At 69.2% G+C, this 23,186-nt stretch carries 24 protein-coding genes; 12 read left to right on the top strand and 12 right to left on the bottom strand.

Annotated features, from left to right (window positions below; genetic code table 11):
- Positions 1-79: 79 nt before the first annotated feature.
- Together LCN96_RS37310 and LCN96_RS37305 are read right to left on the bottom strand one after the other, a co-directional pair.
- Positions 80-328 carry a helix-turn-helix domain-containing protein gene (locus tag LCN96_RS37310; RefSeq protein WP_225267129.1) on the bottom strand — a complete coding sequence of 83 codons (249 nt, stop codon included), beginning with the start codon at positions 326-328 and terminating at the stop codon, positions 80-82.
- Complete coding sequence (locus LCN96_RS37305; protein ID WP_225267128.1) at positions 325-591, bottom strand: hypothetical protein; 267 nt, start codon at positions 589-591, stop codon at positions 325-327. The genes LCN96_RS37310 and LCN96_RS37305 overlap by 4 nt, the downstream gene beginning before the upstream one ends.
- Positions 592-693: 102 nt before the next feature.
- Between LCN96_RS37305 and LCN96_RS37300 the strand changes: the two genes are divergently transcribed.
- On the top strand, positions 694-1,257 hold the full coding sequence (locus LCN96_RS37300; protein ID WP_225267127.1) for a helix-turn-helix transcriptional regulator: 564 nt from the start codon (positions 694-696) through the stop codon (positions 1,255-1,257).
- A 425-nt stretch (positions 1,258-1,682) separates the two neighbouring features.
- Here the strand turns inward: LCN96_RS37300 and LCN96_RS37295 are convergent, their stop codons facing one another.
- Positions 1,683-2,027, bottom strand: coding sequence for a hypothetical protein (locus tag LCN96_RS37295; protein WP_225267126.1), 345 nt, complete (start codon positions 2,025-2,027; stop codon positions 1,683-1,685).
- Positions 2,028-2,306: 279 nt separating this feature from the next.
- Between LCN96_RS37295 and LCN96_RS37290 the strand changes: the two genes are divergently transcribed.
- Positions 2,307-2,492 (top strand): hypothetical protein, encoded by a 186-nt coding sequence (locus LCN96_RS37290; RefSeq protein WP_225267125.1) that lies wholly within the window; start codon positions 2,307-2,309, stop codon positions 2,490-2,492.
- A gap of 217 nt (positions 2,493-2,709) precedes the next feature.
- Positions 2,710-2,853: a peptidoglycan recognition protein family protein gene (locus tag LCN96_RS37285; RefSeq protein WP_225267124.1), complete on the top strand. Its 144-nt coding sequence runs from the start codon at positions 2,710-2,712 to the stop codon at positions 2,851-2,853.
- Positions 2,854-4,163: 1,310 nt separating this feature from the next.
- On the opposite strand, the gene LCN96_RS37280 is transcribed toward LCN96_RS37285, so the two are convergent.
- A complete protein-coding gene (locus LCN96_RS37280) occupies positions 4,164-4,904 on the bottom strand; it encodes a DUF6082 family protein (RefSeq protein WP_225267123.1) in 741 nt (246 codons plus the stop codon).
- 119 nt (positions 4,905-5,023) lie between these two features.
- Entirely contained in the window at positions 5,024-5,623 is a 600-nt protein-coding gene (locus LCN96_RS37275) for a hypothetical protein (protein ID WP_225267122.1), read from the bottom strand.
- Between the two features lie 156 nt (positions 5,624-5,779).
- On the opposite strand from LCN96_RS37275, the gene LCN96_RS56870 reads away from it, so the two are divergent.
- The 8 genes from LCN96_RS56870 to LCN96_RS37240 all read left to right on the top strand — a co-directional run bounded on the left by LCN96_RS56870 (position 5,780) and on the right by LCN96_RS37240 (position 12,902).
- Positions 5,780-5,902 carry a hypothetical protein gene (locus tag LCN96_RS56870; protein WP_263657369.1) on the top strand — a complete coding sequence of 41 codons (123 nt, stop codon included), beginning with the start codon at positions 5,780-5,782 and terminating at the stop codon, positions 5,900-5,902.
- Positions 5,903-6,132: 230 nt separating this feature from the next.
- A complete protein-coding gene (locus tag LCN96_RS37270) occupies positions 6,133-6,876 on the top strand; it encodes a hypothetical protein (protein ID WP_225267121.1) in 744 nt (247 codons plus the stop codon).
- A 184-nt stretch (positions 6,877-7,060) separates the two neighbouring features.
- Positions 7,061-7,228, top strand: a complete 168-nt coding sequence (locus LCN96_RS37265; protein WP_225267120.1) for a DUF6247 family protein — start codon at positions 7,061-7,063, stop codon at positions 7,226-7,228.
- A 646-nt stretch (positions 7,229-7,874) separates the two neighbouring features.
- Positions 7,875-8,360: an HAD hydrolase-like protein gene (locus tag LCN96_RS37260; RefSeq protein ID WP_225267119.1), complete on the top strand. Its 486-nt coding sequence runs from the start codon at positions 7,875-7,877 to the stop codon at positions 8,358-8,360.
- A 40-nt stretch (positions 8,361-8,400) separates the two neighbouring features.
- Positions 8,401-8,580 (top strand): hypothetical protein, encoded by a 180-nt coding sequence (locus LCN96_RS37255; protein ID WP_225267118.1) that lies wholly within the window; start codon positions 8,401-8,403, stop codon positions 8,578-8,580.
- 321 nt (positions 8,581-8,901) lie between these two features.
- Positions 8,902-10,317, top strand: a complete 1,416-nt coding sequence (locus tag LCN96_RS37250; protein ID WP_225267117.1) for a glycoside hydrolase family 6 protein — start codon at positions 8,902-8,904, stop codon at positions 10,315-10,317.
- An 80-nt stretch (positions 10,318-10,397) separates the two neighbouring features.
- Positions 10,398-11,762: a hypothetical protein gene (locus LCN96_RS37245; protein ID WP_225267116.1), complete on the top strand. Its 1,365-nt coding sequence runs from the start codon at positions 10,398-10,400 to the stop codon at positions 11,760-11,762.
- Between the two features lie 117 nt (positions 11,763-11,879).
- Positions 11,880-12,902 (top strand): trypsin-like serine peptidase, encoded by a 1,023-nt coding sequence (locus tag LCN96_RS37240; RefSeq protein WP_225267115.1) that lies wholly within the window; start codon positions 11,880-11,882, stop codon positions 12,900-12,902.
- 32 nt (positions 12,903-12,934) lie between these two features.
- On the opposite strand, the gene LCN96_RS37235 is transcribed toward LCN96_RS37240, so the two are convergent.
- The 7 genes from LCN96_RS37235 to LCN96_RS37205 all read right to left on the bottom strand — a co-directional run bounded on the left by LCN96_RS37235 (position 12,935) and on the right by LCN96_RS37205 (position 22,379).
- Positions 12,935-14,488, bottom strand: a complete 1,554-nt coding sequence (locus LCN96_RS37235; RefSeq protein WP_225267114.1) for a phospholipase D family protein — start codon at positions 14,486-14,488, stop codon at positions 12,935-12,937.
- 10 nt (positions 14,489-14,498) lie between these two features.
- Positions 14,499-15,788: a sensor histidine kinase gene (locus LCN96_RS37230; protein ID WP_225267113.1), complete on the bottom strand. Its 1,290-nt coding sequence runs from the start codon at positions 15,786-15,788 to the stop codon at positions 14,499-14,501.
- Positions 15,785-16,474, bottom strand: a complete 690-nt coding sequence (locus LCN96_RS37225; protein ID WP_225267112.1) for a response regulator transcription factor — start codon at positions 16,472-16,474, stop codon at positions 15,785-15,787. The genes LCN96_RS37230 and LCN96_RS37225 overlap by 4 nt, the downstream gene beginning before the upstream one ends.
- A gap of 81 nt (positions 16,475-16,555) precedes the next feature.
- Positions 16,556-17,884 carry a cation:proton antiporter gene (locus LCN96_RS37220; RefSeq protein WP_225267111.1) on the bottom strand — a complete coding sequence of 443 codons (1,329 nt, stop codon included), beginning with the start codon at positions 17,882-17,884 and terminating at the stop codon, positions 16,556-16,558.
- Positions 17,853-19,235, bottom strand: coding sequence for a cytochrome P450 (locus LCN96_RS37215; RefSeq protein ID WP_225267110.1), 1,383 nt, complete (start codon positions 19,233-19,235; stop codon positions 17,853-17,855). The genes LCN96_RS37220 and LCN96_RS37215 overlap by 32 nt, the downstream gene beginning before the upstream one ends.
- A gap of 13 nt (positions 19,236-19,248) precedes the next feature.
- The gene (locus LCN96_RS37210; RefSeq protein WP_225267109.1) at positions 19,249-20,808 is read right to left on the bottom strand and encodes an NAD(P)-binding domain-containing protein; all 1,560 of its coding nucleotides are present in this window, start codon (positions 20,806-20,808) and stop codon (positions 19,249-19,251) included.
- A 71-nt stretch (positions 20,809-20,879) separates the two neighbouring features.
- Positions 20,880-22,379: a class I adenylate-forming enzyme family protein gene (locus tag LCN96_RS37205; RefSeq protein ID WP_225267108.1), complete on the bottom strand. Its 1,500-nt coding sequence runs from the start codon at positions 22,377-22,379 to the stop codon at positions 20,880-20,882.
- 115 nt (positions 22,380-22,494) lie between these two features.
- Here LCN96_RS37205 and LCN96_RS37200 point away from each other — a divergent pair, with 115 nt between their 5' ends.
- Positions 22,495-23,184: a sulfotransferase family protein gene (locus LCN96_RS37200; protein WP_225267107.1), complete on the top strand. Its 690-nt coding sequence runs from the start codon at positions 22,495-22,497 to the stop codon at positions 23,182-23,184.
- Positions 23,185-23,186 lie beyond the last annotated feature (2 nt).

Here is a 23,186-nt window from a genome sequence, read left to right as displayed (position 1 = left end):
TTGGTCGTCCCTTGCTCGAGTAGGGATGGCTGGTCGATCGCGGGGCTCGCCCGGTGGCTCGGGTGGGCCCTTGCGGCGTTCAGGGGTTGTGCACTTCGGGGCAAGCGCGGATGTAGTCGCGCAGCGAGTCGGCCGGAACGCGCAGGAGGGTGCGGGTGCTGCCGGGCCCGGCCACGTCCACGGCGCGGAGCTGGCCGGAGCGGATGCGGTCGTAGACGGCGTCACGGCTCTTGAGCCCGAGCTCCTTGGCAACCTGGGGAATGGTGAGCAGCAGCGGCAGGTGGTCGTCCTGCTGCTGGCGGCCGTCGACCTTCGGCGAGCTCTTCACGAGGCGACCGGTTCGCGGATGGCCGGCTCCGGCTGGACGCCGTCGAAGTAGGTGACGATGTCGCGCCGGGTGGCGTCGGAGCCGAGGGTCCACAGCACGCGGAGCGCGAGGAACGCGTTCGTTTCCCGCTCGCCCTTGAAGGCGCGGTGAAGGATCGAGGTGGCCACGTCGAGCTCGCGCGCCTGGGCGCTTTCGGAGTCGAGGCCGCGAGCCTTCATGTCGTCGGTGATTTTGGTGCGGCGCAGTTGGACACGGTGCGCCATGAGGGACCTCCCGAGAACTTGTGCCGTTCGGCATTGGAAGTGCCCTCACCATAGTTCTGTGCCAAATAGCAATGCAATAGGCGCACGCTATGATTTTTTGGCGTGACCAACCCCGGCTTCACGTGGGTAAACCCGGACAGTCAGGAAGTGGTGCCCGGACGGCGCATATTGCCGGGAGTGATCAGAGCTGTATTATCTGTGCCCGTGGGCAAAACTCCTGGTCGGCTTGGCCTCTGGCTACGCGAGGAGCTGACTCAACGCGGCTACAACCTTGAGTTTCGGGGGCAGTCGCGGTTCGCGCAGGAGGCCGGCGTCGCCGCCTCCATCATCAACCGCATCCTGCATGAGGATCGCGGCGCCACGAACGATGTCCTGCGCCGGATCGGCAAGGCGCTTGGTTACACGCTCGGCGAGGTGCTTGAACTCAGCGGCCTGGCCACGCGGGAAGACCTGGCTCTCCGGCCGCGTGACGAGCTGCAGGCGATGGCCGATGCGCCCTATACCGACCCGCACGAGCGTCAGATCTGGGCATGGACCGACCTGCCCGAGGATGTGCGCGAGCAAGTGGTCATCGCGCTGCGGGCGACGCTCATGCATCGCGAGCAGAAGAGCGATCGGTCTGACGCCGACGTGCATCCGATCCGCCACCGCCATGACACTGGGTGACCGTTCGGCGAGTCAAGATCGTGCGTTGTGCGTGCGTGGAGATTAACCGACACCAGCCGACACGAGCCGACAATATTCGACCGTTTCCGCAGGCCAGAGCATTTATGAGCGTCGCTCACCTGCGGGCCCGTCTTCGTTCACACCGAAGAGGTCACTGGTTCGATCCCAGTATCGCCCACCACACGTCAGAGGCTGGTTCTCATCAGAGAGCCAGCCTCTTCGCATGTCTGGGACGCTCGATTCTGGGAGCAGAATGGGAGTGATCAAAGAAGTGCTGCTATCCGACAGCGAATCCACGGAGCCATCCACGCGCCGAACCTGGGACGCCAGACGCACATGAGACGACCGCCGCCATCGCAGTGCCATGGGCGACCGACGCGGCAGACCTGTCTTCGGTGAAGGGACTCGCGGGCGGCCACCCCTCGTTAGTAGGGCGGGTACGGCGGCTGCTGGTAGTGCACCTGCTGCACCGGCATGTGCTTGGTGACCTTCCACCCGATGAACGTCACCGGGATGGCGATCAACAGCCACAAGCCGAGAGTGAACAGGCACAGCCAGGAATGCACGAAGATCCACAGCAGGACGTGGACGACCGCCGCGACCGGGTTGAATTCCCGCACCCGCGTGTACTGGACCGGCCCGTACTGCGGCGGCACCGGCGTCGGTATGTACGGCTGGCTGTAGGGCTGCGGAAGATACGGCTGCTGCGGCCCCGACTGGCCGTAGGGCTGCTGGCCGTACGGGTCTTGCGGCTGTTGCGGATAGCCCATGCGTGCTCCTGTGCGGTCGGGCGGCGGCCCGTGGTGAGACGTTCCAAGCATCCCTCTAGTTGACCGAAACCGCTTGTCCACATCCGGACACATGTCGTGCCGCCCGCCTTTGTGGGTGTGGGTTGAGCGGTACCCCCCCGAGCACCCCGACGACCGAGAACGTGGAGGTAGCCGCGTGCGGGAACGCCTGGCAGTCCTGAGAACCCGCCTGAGCCTGCGTGCTGGTGCTGCGAGACATCATCTACGCGGTCGGCATCGCCTGGGCGCCTCCCTGGACACATGGGCGACAGAGACGTCCATGTTTCCGGCGGCGCTGTTGCCGCCGCCGGTGTGGTGTGCCTGGTGCAGGCGTGGACATGGCAGGACCGGCTCGTACACACCGCGGCGACGGGATTGAAGCTGGCGTGGGCGCTGCTGCGCGGTTACGTGAGCGCGGCGATCTGGCTCTGGCTGCCAGCTCGGTGATGATCGCCGCTTCCGTACCGAAGGGGGTGTTCGTCGACGCCGGAGATGTGGATCGCGCTGATCGCACTCTTGGGCACGCTGGCCGGAAGTGCGTTCATCCACTGGACGTCGAAAGTCACTACCAAGGTCGAAAGCAGGCGCCGCCTACGACACGGCCAAGGTGATCTAAGGAAGTGCGCTGCAGCTATCGGAAGAACAGCTCGAGCGACTTCGCAGCGTGGCTGTGGGCTCGTGCTGGCACAACGCGCCCAGCCTGCCGCTCGGCCACGCCAACTGCCGGTCGATCGGCATCGAAGCCGAGAACGACGGCAAGGCGTCATGGCCGAAGGCGCAGCTCGACGCGTACAAGCGGCAGTTGTAACGTGTTCGAACTCGACGCTGGCAGGCTGCCTGTGGGTGAGGGCGACGGCTCCGACGTTCTGCCCGTCGGGCCATGCTGGCGTCCCCATGGGCTTCGGTACGGACTACCTCCCAGGGTGTGCGGCCAACGAGGATCACGTCCTGAACGACAGGGCAGGACGCGTTCGCTGCTTGGGACACCGCCTGAGCCGGCCTCGGTGGCGGCCGCAAGTCCAAGAGCTGCGACTTCAACCCCGGCTCCTGGATGCCATAGGTGTCCGCGGCGCAATTCAAGCTGTTCGGCGGCGACCCTGCGCGCGGTCCTGATCGCGTCCCGCGCGCTGACGGGTGGCACCGCGGGCTACCCGGTGGTGGTGGTCAACGGGGTGCTGGTGTTGATTGTGGCGCTCATCATCAGACCGGTCGTCGGCGCCGCCATCACGGGTGCCGCCCAGACGATCCTCACGGCCATCGTCGCGTTCGGGTGCCGGCTTCAACCCTTCACCATGGAACAGCAGGGCGTCATCACCCCCTCGCCGCGCTGCGGCAGAACCAGGAGCCGAAGGAGACAGCGGTCACCGACGCCTGGGACTGTCGGTCCCGTTCGTTAGCGTGGTCGGGTGGAGCGGTGGAGATGGGTCTCTCTGTCGTACGCGACCTTCGGGATCGTCGTATGGATGGCCGTGTCGTCGATGCCGACCCGATCGCCCGCTGGTCCATGCGCGAGCCTGAGCAGGGGGCGGCCGACTATCGCAAAGGGAAGGGCGCCGAAGTCGTCTCGCTGTCCTGACCTGATGCACGGCGAAGGTTCGGGCCGAGCAGAGCGGCGAGATGGGTCACCTGCTGCTCGGTGAGCGGCGGGTCGTCCGCTCCCGTCGTCCCACCCCGCCTGGAGGCATCCTCGGGAGCGTGGCAGATGCGTCGCGGCTGCTCGCTCATGGCAGATAGGTGTCGGAGTCGACATCACGCTAGCCTGCCAGGGGCGCTACGGTGCGGTCTGGAGGCGTGGGTCTCGTCGCTACTGCGGGCGGCGACCGACGCTCACGAAGTTGGCCGGGTCACCCAAGGGCGGCCCGGCCCTGTCTTGCCACGCATCCGTGAAGCACTTCGAGCCGGGTGAGATCCACTCCGAGTTCAAGAGCTGCAGCCACAACAACACCTGCCCGACGTGGTACAAGGTCCCCGTTGGGCCATCCTTCAAGGCAAGGCTCTCGACACCGCCACTCGCGCCTGCTTGACGAACCAGGCAGACGACGAGGATACGGCTCTCGTGCCGCAGAACATCACCGATCACCTCCGGACACTTCAGTAGAGCCCCTTCCCTCAAGCGGCTCAGCCTCTGCTTGTCCTGGAGTTGGTGGCCCGCAGTTGCTGTAGACCGAGGATGAGTGCGGCGACGCCAAGCAGCCCCGCTGCGGCAACCACGAGTGACTCTCGGGACTTGTCGGGTGTCGGGACAACGATGGGATGGGCCTTCACAATGGAGGCGGCGGCGAATTCTTCGTTCATCAGGCGGTGGAAAGCCTTCTTCCGCCGGGTTGTAGCGCTGATCCGCAAATGATCGCGACGAGAGGCCCAGAATTGTCGTCCAGCCGTTCCTGTAAAGATATGGCCCGCTGAATGCCGTACCTCTGCGTCGTTCAGCAGGCCGAGCTCGTACATGGTTTCCCAGTGCGCGATCCACTGGTTGAGGACTACCGAAAGCAGCACCTGGAAGTCATCCGCGTGGCCTGTCCACGCGGTTCCCTCGGCTTGTATGAGGGCGGGATGGTCGAAGTAGGTGCGCGCCACCTCGAACTGGCGGGTGCGGAGGTTGTGAAAAGCGGAGATGCGTGTGGTTCTCACCTGCATGATCACTGACATGGCAACTGCCAACAGGGCTGCGGCACTGACCAGAGTGGCCACGGGGCCGTAGGCTTCGCCAACCTCGCCTAGTAGGGCCCACTGGGATGCTGGAGCGAGCTCGGCGATGCCCCTTAGCGCTATCGGGGACACGAGGAGAGCAATGCCGATGGCGATGCCGGCGATGACGATGAGTGCTGTAACGGTCAAGCGCGCTGCGCGTGTCCGCATGTGTTCCTCCTGCTACCACTGTGATGGAGCCTCCATCTGTAAGCAGGTCACATCCCCTCATGTTGCGACAAGCCCCGCCGTTGTAGAGCCGGGTCATCCTGCCGGGGTGGTCCGGCGGGTCATCGTTCGCACCCCGTGGCGGGCCTGTTGGTGCAGTCAGCTGTAGCCAGAGGAGCAGCTAGGGGGCGTGGAGGAACGGAAGGGTCCGGCACGCGCAAAGTTGCCTTACGCCACGCCGTCGACCGGGTCGTCACGACGTAACCTTCCCCGCCATACAAGGATTCGTAGCGGATCTCAATGTCGAGCCGGTGCTCTACAAGGCGCCCGAACTGCGCATGTGCTTCCCGGTCGAAGTTCTCCATCTCAATGAGGAACGCCTCGTACCCGGGTTCGAGCGACATTCGATCCAGCAGGCCATAGGCGCAGGGATAGGGATCGATGAAGTAGCGCACCTTACGCGCGGCTCCTCTTTCCCACGGGCCTACCGGCTTGCCGTCCAGCCATACCTGGGAGCCGGTGATGATGGCCGGCCCGGGGCCGGTGTTGATGAGCAGCAGACCTGAGGGCCCCCCTGTGATGAGCACCAGGCGGAGTTGCAGGATCGGGCGCAGTGTGTGCCGGTTGTGAAGCCTTGTCGCTCTGGCCTGGTAGACCGTTACCGCGAGGGAGGCTACGGCGATGATCGTGGCGCAGATGGCTGTGATGGTGTTCGCGTCCACCAGGCTCTCCTTGCGCTTTGCCTCCAAGGTAAGGGACGGGCTCAAGGCGTACAACGGCTGCTTCGCGTAGCGTGGGTGACCGCATGAGCGGACACTTTTCCGGCGCGGACTTCTAGGGCCACGCCAGACCGACTGGCGGGCTTAGACAGGACCCGCATGTCCCGTACGGACAACACCATGCCGTGGCGGCTCCAGGAGGAGGACGGCAAGGTCTTCATGTACGACATCGGCGGCACGTACGCCGGCGTCGGCAGGGACTGCAATATCTACGAGCGCTGAGCCAGGCGACAGGTACGCCCGGCGGTGCTGAGAGGTGTTGAGCCGGAGGCCGAACGCAACGGTGGCCATCGTGGAGATGTGATGCCCCCAACACATGGACAGTCAACGATCGGTTTCTATCTCTCTAGAGAGACCTAAGAGTGCCCTGACCATGGGCTATGCGACATGTGTGATCCTTCGTATCTTCCACATGACTGATCCATATCTCCTGCGAGTGGCGAGGGCGCTGCATGGGACGCTGGACACCGTGGACAGAGGACGAGTTCGAGAAGTGGTTTCAGGCCCGGTTCGATCAGTGGGTCACTGAGCGGCTCGGCGCCGAGATCGACCAACGAGTCGAGGTGTGGTTGGGCAACGCGAACGATCGACTCCAGGAAGGTGTGGGTGCCCATTTCGACTCCCACTTCGACACGCGGTTCAAGGCGCGTCTCAAGGCATGGAAGGACAGCGGACTCAAGAAGGGTTTCGACGCGTGGGTTGAGGACTGGTTCGACAACCTGTTCACTGTGTACGCCGATACGTGGGCGGACAGCACCAACTTCCAGAAGCGCTTCGACCAGCGTTTCAAAGTCGTGTTCGAGGAGAGCCTCGAGAACGCTGTCAGGGCTCGGGTCGCCAACGAGATCAGCGGCCAGATCGATCAGCGCATCGAAGCATGGCTGATGGCCGCCCGTAAGGATCTCCTCGCTGCGGCCTCGAGCAGTGTCAGCCAGGAGGATGCGCTGGTGCCTCAGGCGTCGATGTCCGCCCCTACAGAAGAGAGCGAGACCGTCACGGCGGCTGAGCTTGCTCAGTGTCTGGCGAAGGGGCCTCTCCAGCCCCGGCGCATTCGGAAGCTGCTCAAGGGGATGGAGATCCCGGGCGCGAGGCCAGTCGCTTATCCGCTCAAGGACGCGGCGGCCGCGCTGCTGAAACGCCGCAGTCGATCCCCCAAGGACCCAGGAAAGGAATCCTCACCTCCTGAGTTGGTCTAGCCTGGCAACGATGTTCGGGTGTTGAACGGTGTACGTCTCTGCGGCGGCGAAGGCGAGGAGAGGAATAATCGACGACCGTTCAGCCGCACGACCAGCACCGATCGCCCGAAAAGATCAGAGCCGAGTCTCAAGGCAGCTCGCAACAGCCGGAAAACCATCCGGGCTGCCTTTCATGGAGAATCAGGTGCTCTTCGATTGTGCCTACTGGCACACCGTCGACAAGGCCAGGATCACCTACGATCTGACCCCGATCAACGAGTGCGTCGCCTACTGGTGGTGGCAGGCCGTCAGAAGGCGGACCCAGAAGCCTACCAGGGCACCGTTCTCGCGGCAGAGAGCCATGAGTACCTGAAGCGGGGCGGGTTGCCTCCAGGCGCGGGGGTCGTGGACGAGGAGTATAAGCGGCGTCTACGTGAGCAGATCGAACCGGGCAAGTATGTACAAGGTCCACCTCGACGCCCTAGCTGAGCGCCAGAGAGACGCATGACCACCTGTGGCCATGCCGTTCTACGAAGAATTTCAGCGGCTGCAGCCGTTCGGCGCGGCGGGCAGGTCGACATGCATCGTCGGAGGCATGGCTGCTCAGGTGGTCGGCAGAGGTCCACCTACCATGCCCGCGTTGAGCTCTCGGAAGCTGAATGCTCCTCATGCAACGGGCGCCGCGCCACCGAATTAATCGAGCGGCCTATCGGCCCTGACTGTAGAGCGATGAAGATAAACGCGGTCTGTATCCGTGAGTTACTGTCGCGCCAGGATGAGATGCCAGGCTCTGTTCTTCCGAACTGGCGAGAGACGGCTGGCTCTGAGAGTCTGTCGGGGACTTGGGTTGTCGAGCAACGATCGCCGCGGCCACTGGAAAAGGTAGGGCAGTGAAGAAGTATGTGCTCTTCGATCATGATGGCGTTCTAGTGGATACCGAATTCTGGTATTACAGAGCCGGGGAACGCGCCCTGGCGGACATCGGCTTGAGCTTGGACAAGGTTCGATAGCTGCGGGAGATGAGCCAGGGTTTGGGCGTGTGGGCCCAGGCCGGGGTGGCTGGTGTTGATGAACGCACCATCAGCAGGCAGCGTCAGGTCCGTGACGATTACTATCAGGAATATCTGAGAACGGAAGCCATCGAGATCGAAGGGGTTGTTGAGGCTCTGGCCGAACTTTCGAAGTATGTCAGGATGGCCATCGTGACGACTGCCAAGCGTGCGGATCTCGAACTGATCCATGAGAGGCGCCAGATCAGGCAGTTCATGGATTTCGTTGTCGTTCGTGAAGATTACCGGTTTGCCAAGCCGTATCCGGAACCATATCTGATCGGCCTGAAGCGCTTCGGGGCCGCCGAAGAGGAATCAACACTCTGGCTGAATTGCGGGACATCATCCGCGGGTGATCTCTGGGGTGGGGACCAGAGGCTGTTATGTCGAGCGGCCCCGTCCGCCGGCGGGAAATCTGGGCCTGGACGGGTGGTGGTGTGCCGCCGATGCTGGTGAGCGACACCGTCGTGATCCCTCGGCACTCTGGGAGAGCCGTATGAGAACTCGTACTCGCACAGTCCGCGCCGGCGCCTCGATCGCGGCCCTGGCCGCCGTGCTGACGCTGGGCGCCGTCCCCGCGCAGGCGGATGGCGCGTCGGCCACGAACGTGATCCGTAAGCCGCAGCTGACCATGGTGCTGGCCGACGGGGATACGGGAGGCAAGCGTCCGGTGTGAGGTAGGCGCACCGGCGTAGAGGCGGGCGCCAAGCAACGAGCGAGCGCAAGGCGTAAGGGCGAGCGCAAGGCGTAAGGGCGAGCGCAAGGCGTAAGGGCGCAGCGGGAGGGCGGGCGTAAGGCGTAAGGGCGCAGCGGGAAGGCGGGCGCACCGGGAAGGCGGGGCGCGATGCGAGCGCGCCGTTACTCCCCGCGCCCGCATAGACCGACCAGGCAAAAGGAAAGCCCCCCGTGACAGCGGCATGAACAGAATGAGCTTTTCTTGACCTTGTCAGAGTGAGTCAGCAATGATCATCGCCGGACCCCACCGAAAGGTGATCACGTGCGACTCTTCACCCCCACCAGAGCCGCGGCCTTAGCCGCCGTCCTGACCGCCGCCACGTTAACCGTCCCCCCTCCCGCCTCCGCCGCCGCCCAGCTCATCACGAACGGCACCTTCACCGGCGGAACCACCACCCCCTGGACAGCCATCGGCCAGACCGCCGTCGCGGCCGAGTCCGAGCGCATGCGGATCGAGGTCACGCAGGTCGTGGCCAACCCGTGGGACGCGATGGTGGCCGCGCCGACCACCGCCGCGCTGAACCCGGGCAAGAGCTACACGCTCTCCTTCGACGCCTACTCCACCGTCGCGTTCACGGCCAGGGCCACGGTGCAGTACACCGCCACCCCCAGTTCCAACCAGTCGCTCGCCACCGATGTGCGGCTGACCACCGGGAGCAAGCGCTACAGCATCCCGTTCACGGCCGCGTCCGCCTCCGCGACGGCGGCCGAGGTGACCTTCCAGCTCGGCGGGTCCGGTGGCAGGCCGGTCGTGCGGCTCGACAACGTCTCGCTGATGGAGACGCAGACGACCAGGCCCGCGAGCCTGTACGTGTCGCCGCTGTCGCACCCCGCCAAGTGGGCCGCGGACAACGGTGACACCAACATCATGACGAACATCGGCAGCAAGCCGATCTTCGAGTGGTTCGGCGGCTGGTTCGGCGATCTGACGCAGGCCGTGGACACCTACGTCGGCGCAGCGCAGGCGCAGGACCGGCTGCCGATGCTGGTGGCCTACAACATCCCCAACCGCGACGCGTGCGCGGGTCACTCGGGCGGAGGCGCCGGCGACGCGGCCGGGTACCACGCCTGGATCACCGAGTTCGCCAAGGCCATCGGCACCCGGCACGCCATCGTCGTGCTGGAGCCCGACGGGGTCGCCGCCGCCGGGTGCGTGACGCGCATCGGCAAGGACCCCGAGGACCAGTACCGGATGTTGCTGGACGCGACGCAGGTGCTGCGCGCGCAGGCGCCGAACGCGTGGGTGTACCTGGACGCGGGCAACGCCACCTGGATCCCGGCCGCGGACATGGCGCCGCTGCTGGTGAAGTCGGGCATCGCCAACAGCCGGGGCTTCGCGGTGAACGTCTCCAACTACTTCACCACCGCCGACAGCGAGACCTACGCGACCGCGGTCAAGGGCCACCTGGCGGGCACGGTGGGCGCGAAGACGTACGTGATCGACACCAGCCGGAACGGCAACGGCCCGTACGTGGACAGCACGCCTGAGGACAACTGGTGCAACCCGCCGCGCCGCAAGCTGGGCACCCCGCCGCGGCAGCAGGCGACGGGCGCCGAGTACCTGTTCTGGGTCAAGGTGCCGGGCGACTCCGACGGGCCGTGCGGCATCGCCGGTACGACCCCCGCGGGCACCTTCAGCCCCGACCTGGCCAGGGCCCTGATCAACGGCAATCCCTGACGCCGTCGTCCCCTGGAAGGGCCACCACGTCCGCATGCCGGAGCGAGGGTTCCGGCTGCTCGCAGGAGGTTGGAACAGCAGTGCCAGACCCCAAGGTGAAGCGGTACGCGGTGGGCGTCACCGCGTTCGCGTTCATGATCACGAGCGTCGTCGCCGCCCCGGCCGCGGCGACGACGCTGGTGGCGGCCCCCGCCACCTACTACGTCGACAGCGTCAACGGCAAGGACACGAACCAGGGCAACTCCGAGACGGCCGCGTGGCGGACCCTGGCCAAGGCGAACGCGGCCACCCTGGCCCCCGGCTCCAAGCTGCTGCTGCGCAGAGGCAGCACGTGGGCGGAGCAGTTATCGATCGGCGAGGACGGCACGCAGGCCGCCCCCATCGTCGTGGACGCCTACGGCACCGGCGCCAAGCCCGTGATCAAGGGCACCGACGAGGTGGCCTGCGTGCTGCTCACCGGCGACCACCTGGAGGTCTACAACCTCCAGGTCGGCGTGGTGGGCACGGGCCGGTGCGAGTGGTCCGGGTTCTCGATCGAGGGCGACCACAACTTCCTCAACCAGAACTACATCACCGGCGCCTCGGCGGGCGTCTACATCGACGAGGAGGCCGACTACACCTCCGTCAACAGCAACGAGTTCGTCGACAACAACGTGATGAGCGTGAACACCGACGCCTCGGAGATGGGCGAGGAGTACGCCAACGACGACTCGGGCGCCTTCGCCCTCCTGGTCCACGGCGACGACTCCGAGATCTCCTGGAACGACATCAGGGGCTCGATCGCGCCGAGCTACGACTACGTCTTCGACGGCGCGGCGGTCGAGATCTTCAAGGGCTCGCGCAACTGGGTGCACCACAACGTCTCGGTGGACAACGACACCTTCACCGAGCTGGGCACGCTGACCTCGGCGAACGGCGAGTCACAGGACCCGGACGGCACCGCGGACAACGTGTTCGAGTACAACGCGATCTACGGCGAGCGGACCAGGGGCGGCCTGGTCACCCGGGGGCCGTACAAGGAGGAGGCGGGCTCGCCGATCGAGCCGAACGGCCCCGTGCTGCGCACGGTCTTCCGCAACAACTCCGTCTATCTGACGCACGAGGACGCCGAGGGCGTGGTCTGCGACGCCAGCTGCACCAACCAGCACCTGACGATGACGCAGAACGCCGTCTACGCCAAGAAGAAGAGCGTCTACGCCCCCGGCGTGACCGCTGCCGCCAACTCCTACAACGTGCTGGAGGGCGACCAGTACCAGGGCGGCGACAACGGCACCGGCAATGTCTTCGAGGACCCGCGCTTCGATCCGGCCGACCCGCTGCGGCTGCTCGCCGGCAGCAAGGCGATCGGGCTGGGCAAGGTCAAGTACGGTCAGATCGACCTGAACGGCGTCGCGATCGGCTCGGACGGCGGCATCGAGGCCGGCGCCTACGAGTACACGCCTTGATTAGAACTCATGCTCGATAAGGGGTGGCCTTCCCGGCCACCCCTGCATAGGATCTTGATCGTTCGTCCGCCGGGGCCGCCCATGAGGCGCCCCATGAATCGAACGGGGAGATCCGACATGAAGCGCACACTGGCCGCGTTAGGTCTCGGCATCGTGCTGGTGGGCAGCACCGCCACGCCGGCCCAGGCCGCGGTGGCCTCGGTCCCGCTGGCCGGCACCGCCGCCGCCGGGCTGCAGACCGCGGCGTTCTGGCTCGCCGACGGGGGCGCCAACCTCAGGAACGCCACACCGTACGCCGTGCGGACGTCGGTCTCCGTGACCGACCTGCCCGTCGCACCCGTCCCGGACGGCAAGCCCGGCAGCACCGCGCCGCTGATCCCCCCGGACGGCGAGGATCCCGCGACCGTGGGCAAGGTGTTCTTCGTCGGCGGCGACGGGCAGCCGCACTGGTGCACCGGCACTGCCCTGCAGAGCCAGTACCGCAACCTCGTCGCCACGGCCGGGCACTGCGTGCTCGACATCGAGGGCGCCTCGGCCGCGCAGAGCCACGTGGTGTTCGTGCCCGGCTACGCCGACGGTGCGGCGCCCGAGGGGCTGTACGTCGGCAAGAGCGCCTTCGTCCACGACGAGTTCTCCCTCTACGACGACCTGGAGCGCGACTACGCGTTCATGACCGTCTACAACGGCGTCGCCGCCGACTCCGCGGGCGTGCTGAGCGACACCGGGCGGCTGGGCGACAACACCGGCGGGCAGGGGTTCGCCTGGAACCAGCCGGCCGGCTCCTCGCTCAGGCTCCTCGGCTATCCGGCGGGCCCGCACCCCGACGGGACCCTGCCCTACAACGGGCGCAACCTCCAGCAGTCCACCGGGACGGCGTCCTGGGTGGCGGCCCCCGAGCTGTCCGCCGAATGGCTCGTCGGCGTCGACTCCCCGTTCACCGGTGAAGGCTCGCTCGGCTCCGCGTGGCTGCTGCGCTACGAAGCGAGCAAGCAGCTCGGCTACCTCAACGGCGTCACGATGAGCGTGTCCGACACCGATGCCGACAACCGTTACGACACCGGCGTATCGGCGTACTTCGACTCCCAGGCAGCCATGATCTACAAGGCCGCGGCGGCGTCCTGGACCGGTCGCCTCGTGTAGCGAGCGGGGCGGTCGTCCTGACCCGCCGGGCTTCAGAAGTCGCGCGAGCGGCGCAGGGCGGGCGGGCGGCCGTCCGGGTCCACCGCGAACCGGTACAGAGGCAGCGCCATCAGCTTCTGCGCCCGCGAAAGGCGCGGCTCCGGATGCGGACGCAACCGCCCCGACGGCCGCGGCCCCTCACCGCCGGACTCGTGCCACGCCTCCAACGCCTCAGCCGACCGCTTGAACGCGTCGAAGGCGGCCACCGGGTCGCACAGCTCATCCACCCGCTCGTCAGGCAGATCCAGATGCTCGGCCATCAGCGTCAGCCGCAGGTCCCTGGCGAAGCGCAGCGCCCCGGCCGGCGGGCGCGGGTCCTCCTGCTCGTCGAGCACCGCGCAGCTCAGCTCCGAGTCGTACGTCCACGACCGCAGGTTGACGTTGTCCGAGCCGATGGTGGCCCACACGTCGTCCACCACGCACACCTTCGCGTGCACGTACACCGGCGTGCCGTGGTGGTTCTCCACGTCGTAGATGCCGACCCGGTCCCCGCCGGCGCGCCGCAACCGCTCCAGCGCGTCGGCGCGGCCGATGAGGCTGGCGGGGCCGGCGAGCCAGCCGTCCTGGTCGGGGTGGCGGGGCACGATGACGATCATGCGCAGGCCGGGCTCGCGCTCCAGGGCGCGGGCGAACGGCTCGATCACGTCCGTGGACCACAGGTACTGGTCCTCCAGGTAGATCAGCGAGCGTGTCCTGGCGAGCACCTTGCGGTAGGCGTGGGCGATGCTGCGTTCGCCGTCCGGGGCGAACGGGTAGCCGCGGCGGGCCGGGTACGTGCGCAGCAACTGCACGCAGTGGTGGCCCGCGGGCGGCGGGGGCGGCCCTGGCCGGGGCAGCGGCGGGGCGTCGTCGAGGCGGCCGAGGTGGTCGCGCAGGCGGCGCACCGGGTCGCGGGTCTCCGGCGCCGGGTCCTCCCAGCGCTCGCAGAACACCTGCTCCACCTCCGCCACGGCGGGCCCGTGGATGGCGGCCTGCACGTCGTGCCAGGGCGGGCGCGGCCCGTACACGCCGGGCATCGGGGCGCGCTGCGGGTCGCCCTCGTGGGAGGCGTCGTCGCGGCGGCTGTGGCACAGGTCGATGCCGCCGACGAAGGCCACGTCCCGCTCCGGGTCGCGGTCGTGGCGCAGGATGACGAACTTCTGGTGGTGCGAGCCGCCCACCGCGGTACGCGTGTCGAGCAGCGCCTGGCCGCCGGTGTCCTCGATCTCCTGGCCCAGGTGGCGGTTCTCGGCCGAGCTGAACCGCAGCAGGTCCAGGTGGGAGCGCCAGATGAGGCCGCGGACGAGCGCGCCGCGTTCCGCCGCGGCGGCCATCGCCGCGCCGACGCTGGGCCCGTCCGGGGTCAGGCGCTCGTCGGGGTCGCCCCGCCAGTCCGCGAACAGCACCAGGTCGTCCTTGCCGAGCTGCTCCAGGCAGGTCTTCAGCTCGGCGAAGTAGGCGGAGCCGTGGATCAGCGGGCGCACGTCGTTCCCGCACGACCACGGCTTCAGCTTGGTCGCCGGGTTGCCGCGCTCCTCACCGGTGAGGAACCAGTCCTCGATTCGCATTCGGTCCTGGCTACCCCGGTAGCGGCGGCTGATACCTCTGATAGGTCGGCTGCACCATCGGTGCGGGCGGGCCGGCGGGCAGCCGTACGGTGAACACGGCGCCGCCACCTGGGCGGCCGTCGGCGGTGATCGTGCCGTTGTGGCCGTCCACCACCTCCCGCACCAGCGCCAGCCCCAGCCCGAACCCGGTGCCCTCGAACCGGGTGAACAGCCGCTCGGCGTCCTCCGGGTCCAGCCCGGCGCCGTCGTCCCTGACGGTGAGGCCGATCGTGCCAGGCCCGGACGACAGCGTCACCCAGATGTGCCCGCCGGGGCCGGTGTGGCCGAGCGCGTTGTCGAGCAGGGCCGAGATCACCCGCCGCAGCGCCGACTCCACCCCGCGCACGACGTGGTCGCCGGGCCCGTCGCAGCGCACCTCGATGCTCACCCCCTGCGCCGCCGCCCTGGCGTTCTCGGCCACGGCCAGCTCGGCGGCCAGCACGGCCAGGTCCACCGGGCCGAAGGGGCGGCGCAGCTGCTTGAACTGGGCCGACCTGAGCAGGTCCTCGACCACCTCGCCGAGCTGCCTGGTGCCGGTCGCGAGCTGGTCCACCTCGTCGATCAGCAGGATCGGGTCGGTGCCGCCGCGCAGCCGCCGCGACAGGAGCTGGGCGCGGGTGTGCAGGCGGGTCAGCGGCGTGCGCAGCTCGTGGCTGACGTCGGCGGCGAAGCGGCGCTGGCGGGCCAGGGCCTCGCCCAGCGGCGTGATCGCGCGGCGCGAGACGACCTGTCCGACCAGCAGCGCGGCCACCAGCCCCACGAGCTCCGCGCCGATGAGCGTGCGCAGCAGCCGCTGCTGCTCGGCGGCCTGGTAACGCAGGTCCATCGCGGCCTGCACGACGGCGCCGCCGCGCTCGCGCGTGTGGATGAGGTAGTCGCGCCCGGCCACGCTGACCCGCTCCGTGCGCGGCCCCGCGCCGGCGGACCCGGCCGCGAGCGCCGCCCGCACGGGCAGCGCCGCCGGCGCGCCGGGCGAGGCCCGCACGGTGCCGTCGGCGCGCAGCTCGTACAGCCACACGCAGGGCGGCGGGTACGCGATCGGCGAGCGCTGGGCGGCGGCGGCCAGGTCGCGCTCCGCAGCCGTGCCCTGGCTGTGCCCCATGGCGCACCACACCAGCACGCCGACCAGCGCGAGCACGACGGAGATCGCGCCCGCCACCTGCACGGTGATGCGCCGCCTGGCGCGCACGAGCAGCCGCCGGTCCGGGTCGGGCAGCCGCGGCCCGCCGGCCGGGCGGCGGCCGAACAGGGCGAGGCTCACAACGCACCCAGGCGGTAGCCCACCCCTCGCACGGTGCACACGACGCCGGAGCCGAGCTTGTTGCGCAGGTAGTACACGTAGGTGTCCACGATCGACTCCTTGTTGGCCCCGTCGAAGACCCGCTGGCGCAGCGACCTGCGGGTGTGCACCTGCCGGGGCCTGGCCGCCAGCTCGCTGAGCAGCCTGCACTCCTGGCCGGACAGCGTCACCTGCTCCCCGGACGGCAGGCGGACCAGGTGGGCCTCGGGGTCCAGCCAGCCCGCGCCGAGCGGCAGCAGGCCGGCCAGGTCGAGGTTGCGGCGGTGCAGGGCGCGCACCCTGGCCAGCAGCTCGTCGATCTCGAACGGCTTGACCAGGTAGTCCTCGGCGCCCGCGTCCAGCCCGGTCACCCGGTCGGCGACCGAGCCGAAGGCGGTGAGCACCAGCACCGGCGCGGTGACCGCCTGCCGGCGCAGCCGCCGTACCAGGTCGATGCCGTCGAGGGCGGGCAGGCCGCGGTCGACGACGAGCACGTCGTAGTCGCGGGACAGCGCCAGGTGCAGCCCGCGCTGCCCCTCCGGCGCCAGATCGACGGCGTAACCCTGCTCGGTGAACAGGCCGACCAGCATGTTCCCCAGTTCGCGGTCGTCCTCGACGAGCAACAGCCGGCGTGCGGGTGGGCCGGCCGTGCCTGATGTCCCAGCCACCAGACCAAGGTTTCACCGCATACGCGGATTTTCCAGGTCCACTCGGGCATTGGCCCACCAGAAACGGCCGGACACGATCGGTCAGGAGACCCTGGACGGGGCTTCGACCGGCTCCGCCCCGGCATCCTGCGCCGACTTGGCGCCGGCCTCCAGCCGGTCGGGCAGGGCCAGCTTGTACAGGGGCAGGGCGCCGGCGGTGGTGAGCACGGCCACGAGCACCAGCATGGCGAACAGCTCCTGCGTGATCATGCCCTGGGCCAGGCCGATGTTGATGAAGATGAGGATCATCAGGCCGCGGGCGTTCATCAGGGCGCCCACCGCGTACGACTCCCGCCTGCCGAACCCGATGCCCCGCATCGCCAGCGAGCACCCGAAGTACTTCCCGACGAACCCGGCCACCAGGATCAGCCCGAACGCCCCCAGCATGGCGCCGCCCGCGATACCGCCGAGCTGGGTGTTCAGCCCGGAGAAGGTGAAGAAGGTGGGCAGCAGCAGCGTCGAGACGAGCTCCATCATCCGGCTGTGCAACGCCTGGCGGAACGCGGGGTCCCGGGGCATCGCCAGGCCCGCGAAGAAGCCGCCGAACACCGAGTACACGCCGATCCAGTCCGTCACCCAGCCGGCGGCGAGCGGGACGAGGATGACGACGTACATGGCGGTCGGGCCTAACCGGCCGGTGCGCGCCACGGACCTGCCCAGCGGGCGCAGCAGCGGGGCCACCACCTTCAGCATCACGACGGCGAACGCCGCGGTCAGCGCGATCGTGGGCAGCGCGCCGCCGGGGCCGGTGCCGAGGTGCATGGCCGACAGGAGCGCCAGGACGCACCAGGCCAGCGCGTCGTCGATGGAGGCCGCCATGAGGGTGAGCCGGCCGATGGGGGTGTTCTGCAGGCCCCGCTCGTACAGGATCCTGGCCAGCATGGGGAAGGCTGTCAGCGACAGCGCGCCCCCGACGAACAGGGCGAACTGGAACGGCGGCACGTCGGGCCGCGACAGCAGGTCGTACAGCAGCAGGCCGGTGGCGGCGCCGAGCACCAGCGACGGGAGGATGCCCGACGCGGCCAGCACGCCCGCCCTGCGCACCTCGCCGGGTGTCTGGCCGCCGTGCTCGATGCCGGCGCCGACGAGGAACATGTAGAGGGTCAGGCCGATGGTGCTCAGCACGTACAGGACGGGCCGCACCTCGGGCGGGAAGAGCGCCGCCTGCGCCTCGGGGAACAGCCAGCCGAACAGCGTCGGCCCGAGCAGCACGCCGGCGACCATCTCGCCGAGCACGCGCGGCTGCATCACCAACTGGGCCAGCCGCCCGCAGACCGCCGCCGCGATCAGCAGCACGACCAGGGCGGGCAGGACCTTGAGCACCAGCGCGAGATTCGTGTCAGGAGCCGTGACGTGAGCCAGGACGTGCATACCTGTCCTCCGAGCCATCGGGGCCGTCAGAGCCGTCAGAGGTGAAATGGCGCTCGCACAGCCGCAGCCTGCGCGCGTCCCAGACCATGTACGTGCCGAGGACGAGCTGCGCGAGGCCGCGCCAGACCTCCTCCCAGCGGTCGCGCACGCGCAGGTACGCCAGCGCCGGGCCGGGCCTGTGGGGAGCGCCGCGCGGGGTGAGCAGGCAGGGCCCGCGATGCGGCATGGACCGGGTGTGCGGGACCGAGGAGTCCAGCACGTAACGGCCCAGGACCTCGCGCGTCACCACCCGCATGACGATGGGCGCCAGCCGCCAGGCGGGACACGGCCGGTTGGCCGCGACGCCGAACGGGATGTGGTTGAGCCGCTTCGCGCCGGGCCCCGCGAACCGGTCCGGGTCGAACCGGTCCGGGTCGGGGCAGCCGGCGTGGTGGAAGGCGGGGTAGTTGAAGCAGAGCACCGAGCCGGCGGGGATCGTGGTGTGCTCGTCGAGCGCGATGTCGCCGGTGGTGATGCGGTGGGCGATGCCGAAGAGCGGATACAGCCGCATCGTCTCGGCGATCACCTGGTCGAGGTAGTGGTCGTCGCCCGTGCGCACCCGCTCCTGCACGCCGGGGTGCCGGGCCAGGACCAGCAGCAGGTGGGCCATGGCCTCCGACAGCTGCACGACGGCGGTGGTGAAGAAGGCGCCGTGCAGGTAATACGCCTGCTGCCGCGGCGTCAGGCCCTCGGGGAGGGGCAGGCGCACCCGGTGCAGGTTGCGCAGGAGGTAGGCGGTCAGGCGGGTGCGGCGCCCCAGGTGCCGCAGGCGCGTGCACTTGAGGGAGGCGGCGACGTCGGCGGCGTTGGCGGTGATGAGGTCGCGCGCCCGGCGCGGGCAGGGCTCGGCGAAGACCAGCTCGTAGGAGAACTCCGCCCACAGCGGGATCATCAGGTCCCGCAGCCGCACCAGGCCGCGCACGTCCCGCAACGCGCGGCCGGCGCAGCGCCGGGCCAGCTCCTCCGCCTCCGCGCGGCGCACGGCGAGCAGACGGCGCGTCACCCGGGCCACGGCGTCGTAGACGTCGCCCGCCTCCAGGTGCTCCTGGTGCATCTCGGGGCCGGGCGAGAGCCAGTACCAGAACACGTCCGACAACGCCGCGCCCTTGCTGCGCCCGCCGGCCGCCGGGTGCGCGTACACGCGCTCGAAGTGCTCGATGCCGACGAGGTCGCCGGGCACCGGGATGCCCTCGTCCCCGTTGATCCGCTCGAACACGCGCACGCGCAGCGCCACGATCCGGTCCGGCAGCCACCACGGCAGGCTCGCCAGCCCGGCCAGCAGGGCGGCCCCGGCGAGCAGGATGATCAGCATGCCCGTCCCTCCCTCACGCGGGCACGCGGGCCGTCCGCGCGGCGAGGAAGGCCCGCAGCGGCTCGACGTGGACCTCGGGGGAGTCCCACTCGTTCTCCAGGTTCTCCGTGACGTGGTGGGCGGCGACGGGGCGGCCCGGGAGGTGGTGCCGGACGACCGGGTGCAGGTAGTGGCCCTCGTGCGCGCGGGCTGAGTCGCTCTGGCTGATGCGGGCGACCTCGATGTCGAACGGGTCCACCTGGTCGTGGCCGGGGCCGTACTCCAGGGTGATCGCGAAGTGGCCGCGCTCGCCGATCGGCGGGCCCTGCAGATCGTGCGGCAGCTCCTCCAGGTAGCGGGCGGTGCCGTCGCCGTCCAGCACGATCACGTCGGCCAGCAGGCCGAACTGCTGCCACAGGGCCGAGGTGCGGTTGACCCGCTCGATGACCGCCGCCGCGAGCGCCGCCGGATCGGCGGGCAGCCGCCTGGCCGGCCAGGGCACGCCGTGGTGGCGGGCCTCCATGATCCGGTGCAGGGCGCGCACGCCGTACCGGAAGCCGTGGATGAAGCCGCTGGTGCCGCGCTTGAAGTCGCGCGACTGGGTGATGGTGCCGGCGAAGTACAGCTCGGGGACGTTGACCGACTCGTACGCGGGCGTGAGCGCCGGGAACCTGCCGTTGATCGCAGTCTCCGGCCGGCAGTCGTCGGCGAAGATCGAGGAGTCGAAGCGGAAGCCCGTGCAGACGATCACCCGGTCGTACGGGATGTCCTTGGTGACCTCGTTGACCCGGGCGAAGGCCACCGTGACCCGGAACGTGCCGTCCGGCTGCCGCTCGATGCGCCTGATGTCGCCGTCGAGCAGCGCGTTCTGCGACTTGAGCTGGTAGGTGTCGAGCAGGCTGTTGTTGACCGCGCGCAGGTGGCCGACGTAGTGGGTGCGCCAGGCCATGCGGACGGAGTGCGGCCCCGCCACGTGGATGACCGCCGCCGTCTCGACGAGGTTGTCGGCCGTCTCGAACGCCGAGTTGCCCTTGCCGATGATCAGCACCCGCTGTCCCAGGTAGTCGGCCGGGTCGGTGGAGGCGGTGCCGTACAGGTCGGCCGTCTCGATGCCCGGGATGGGCGGGATGTTCGGCAGGGTGACGCCCGTCGCGACGACGACCCGGCGGGCCCGGTACGTGCGGCCGTCCTGCGTCGTCACCCGGAAGTCGTCCGGCCGGTCCACCCGGATCACCCGGGAGCCGTAGGCGATGGGCAGCCCGCACGACTCGGCGAAGTCGCCCAGGTAGCGCACCATGTCGTCGGCGTGCGGGAAGTAGCGGTCGCTGTAGCGGGTGAACAGCAGGCCGGGCTCGTCGGACAGCAGGGAGTTCCAGTCCATCCGGAGGTTGAGCTCCGGGTCCTGCCATCCGGTGTGCTTCTTGTTGATCGAGATGAGCGTGCGATGGCGCGGGAAGGTGCGGAAGAACTGGCCCGGCCCGGAGCCTGCCTCCAGGATGAGGTGGCTCCGGCCCGCCCGGTGCAGGAAGTGGCCGAGTTGCAGGCCCGCGGGTCCGGCGCCGATCACCAGGTAGTCGAGGGTGTGGTCCGCCACTGACGCCTCCGTCACTGCAAAGTGGTTGAAGGGGCAAATATCAGTGTTGGCGGCTGATTCTCAGAGAATGCTCAGAACAGCCCTCCTCCGTGCTGCGCCAGCAGGGCGCGCTTGTCGGGCTTGCCGCTGGTGGCGATGGGGACGCCGGGCACCACCGTGATCGTCTTGGGCACGCTGTCCTCGCCCAGCTCGGCCCGCACGCGGGCGGCCAAGGTGGCCTGGTCGGGCACGCGGCCCGGCGCCGGCACCACGAACGCGTGCACCGCCTCGCCGGTGCCCTCGTCCGGCGCGCCCACCACGTACGCCTCGTCCACGTCCGGGTGGGCGGTCAGCACCCGCTCGATCGGCCCCGCGTACACCACCATCGCGTTGACCATGACCACGTCCCGCGAGCGGCCCTCCAGGTGCAGGAAGCCCGCCGCGTCCACGTGGCCGAGGTCGCGGGTGCGCAGCCAGCCGTCCCGCAGGGTGTCGCGGGTCTCCGCCTCGTCGCCCCAGTAGCCCGCCATGACGTACGGGCTGCGCACGTGGATCTCGCCCGTCCGCCCCGGCGGGAGGTCGTCGCCGGCCTCGTCGCGCACGCTCAGCTCGACCCCGGGGTGCGGCAGGCCCACGGGAGCCACGATGCCCGCGGCGATGTGCGCGGGGGTGAGCATGGCCACGTTGCCCGCCTCGGTCTGCCCGTACCCCTGGTAGACGACGGGGCCGAGCCGCTCGGCGGCGGCCCTGAGCCGGCGCGGGGCGATCGGCGAGCCCGACACCATCAGCGCCCGCAGGCTCGACACGTCCGCCGAGTCCAGCAGCTCCAGCATCCTGAACAGCCTCGGCACGGTGATGATCGACCCGGTGATGCGGTACCGCTCGATCGCGTACGGGAACATCGGCCGCCCGTCGTCCTCCGGGATGACCGCCGTGCCCCCGCCGAGCAGGCACGGCGCCAGGAACTCCAGCACCACCATGCTCGCCAGCGTCCCGAACAGCAGGTACCGCTCGAAGGCGCGGGCGAAGGCCGCCGCCGTGGGCCCCCACCCGCGCGGCTGCCACGCCCAGTGCTCGGTGAGCGCCTGATAGGTGATCGCGCAGCCCTTGGGGCGGCCGGTGCTGCCGCTGGTGAAGGTCAGGGCGGCCACGTCGCCGGGCCGGGCGGTCACCTCCAGCGGACGGCCGTCGTCCGGATGGGCCAGCAGGTCGGCGGCGCCGGGCACGGGCCCGAGCGAGAGCGTGCGCTTGGTCATGAGCTGCGGCGTGGCGGTGAGCGGGTCCACGAGGACGGCGTCGACGTCCATGGCGAGCACGTGGGCGAGCTGGCCGGGCGGGTAGCCGGGGCGGACCCCGACGACGCGGCAGCCCAGCGCGTGCGCGGCCATGTGCGCGGCGAACGCCTCGGGCGTGACCTCCGTGCGGACGGCGAGCGCCCGGCCGGGGCCCAGGCCCGCCTCGCGCATGGCGCCCGCCAGCCGGCGGATCAGCTCCAGCAGCTCGGCGCGGGTGACGGTCCTGCCGCCGTGCTCGAAGGCGGGGGTCGCGGGGGCCTTGCGCAGCGCCTCGATCAGGGGGGACGGGAAGAGCATGGTGGGGCTCCTCTGTGCGGTGTGGGGGCGTTCCCGGAGTGCCTCATGCCGTCATATAACGGGATTTGTCGCGACATTAGGTGGCGCACATCAGAGAAGGATCAGAGGTGCGCGGGTGAAGGTGATCGGCGCGGGCTTCGGCCGTACGGGCACGAGGTCACTGAAGGCGGCACTCGAACTGCTCGGACTCGGGCCCTGCTACCACATGTCCACCGTCATCGCGGAGCCGTACCGGGTGCGGCAGTGGCTCGACGTCGGTGAGGGGCGCACGCGGGATTGGGACGCGCTGTTCGCCGGGTTCCGGTCGGCGCTCGACTGGCCCGCCTCCGCGTACTGGCGGGAGCTGGCCGCACACTACCCCGAGGCCAAGGTCATCCTGACCGTCCGCGACCCGGGACGCTGGTACGAGAGCGTCAGCGCCACCATCTTCCGCAGCGCCCTGGAACAGCGGGGGAGGCCGCCGCTGCGGCGGCGCGCGATCCGGTGGCTGGTGGCCAGGCGGTCGCCGGACTTCGCCCTGTACCCGCGGATGACCAGGGCGACCTTCGTCGACCCGGTCTTCGGCGGGCGCATCGACGATCGCGAGCACGTCATCGAGGTCTTCGAACGGCACGTCGCCGAGGTCAGGGCCACCATCCCGGCCGAGCGGCTGCTGGTCTTCGAGACGGGGGACGGGTGGGAGCCGCTGTGCGCGTTCCTCGGGGTGCCCGTGCCGGACGCGCCCTACCCGCAGGCCAACGAGCGGGCCGCGTTCCGGCGCAAACGGCCGCGGCGGCTGGCCCGGCTGATCCTGCGCGGGCGATGAGC

The sequence above is a fragment of the Nonomuraea gerenzanensis genome (assembly GCF_020215645.1).
Taxonomy (GTDB): Bacteria; Actinomycetota; Actinomycetes; order Streptosporangiales; family Streptosporangiaceae; genus Nonomuraea; species Nonomuraea gerenzanensis.
Note: the sequence above shows the minus strand (reverse complement) of the source record. Positions and strands in the feature narration are given on the sequence as shown.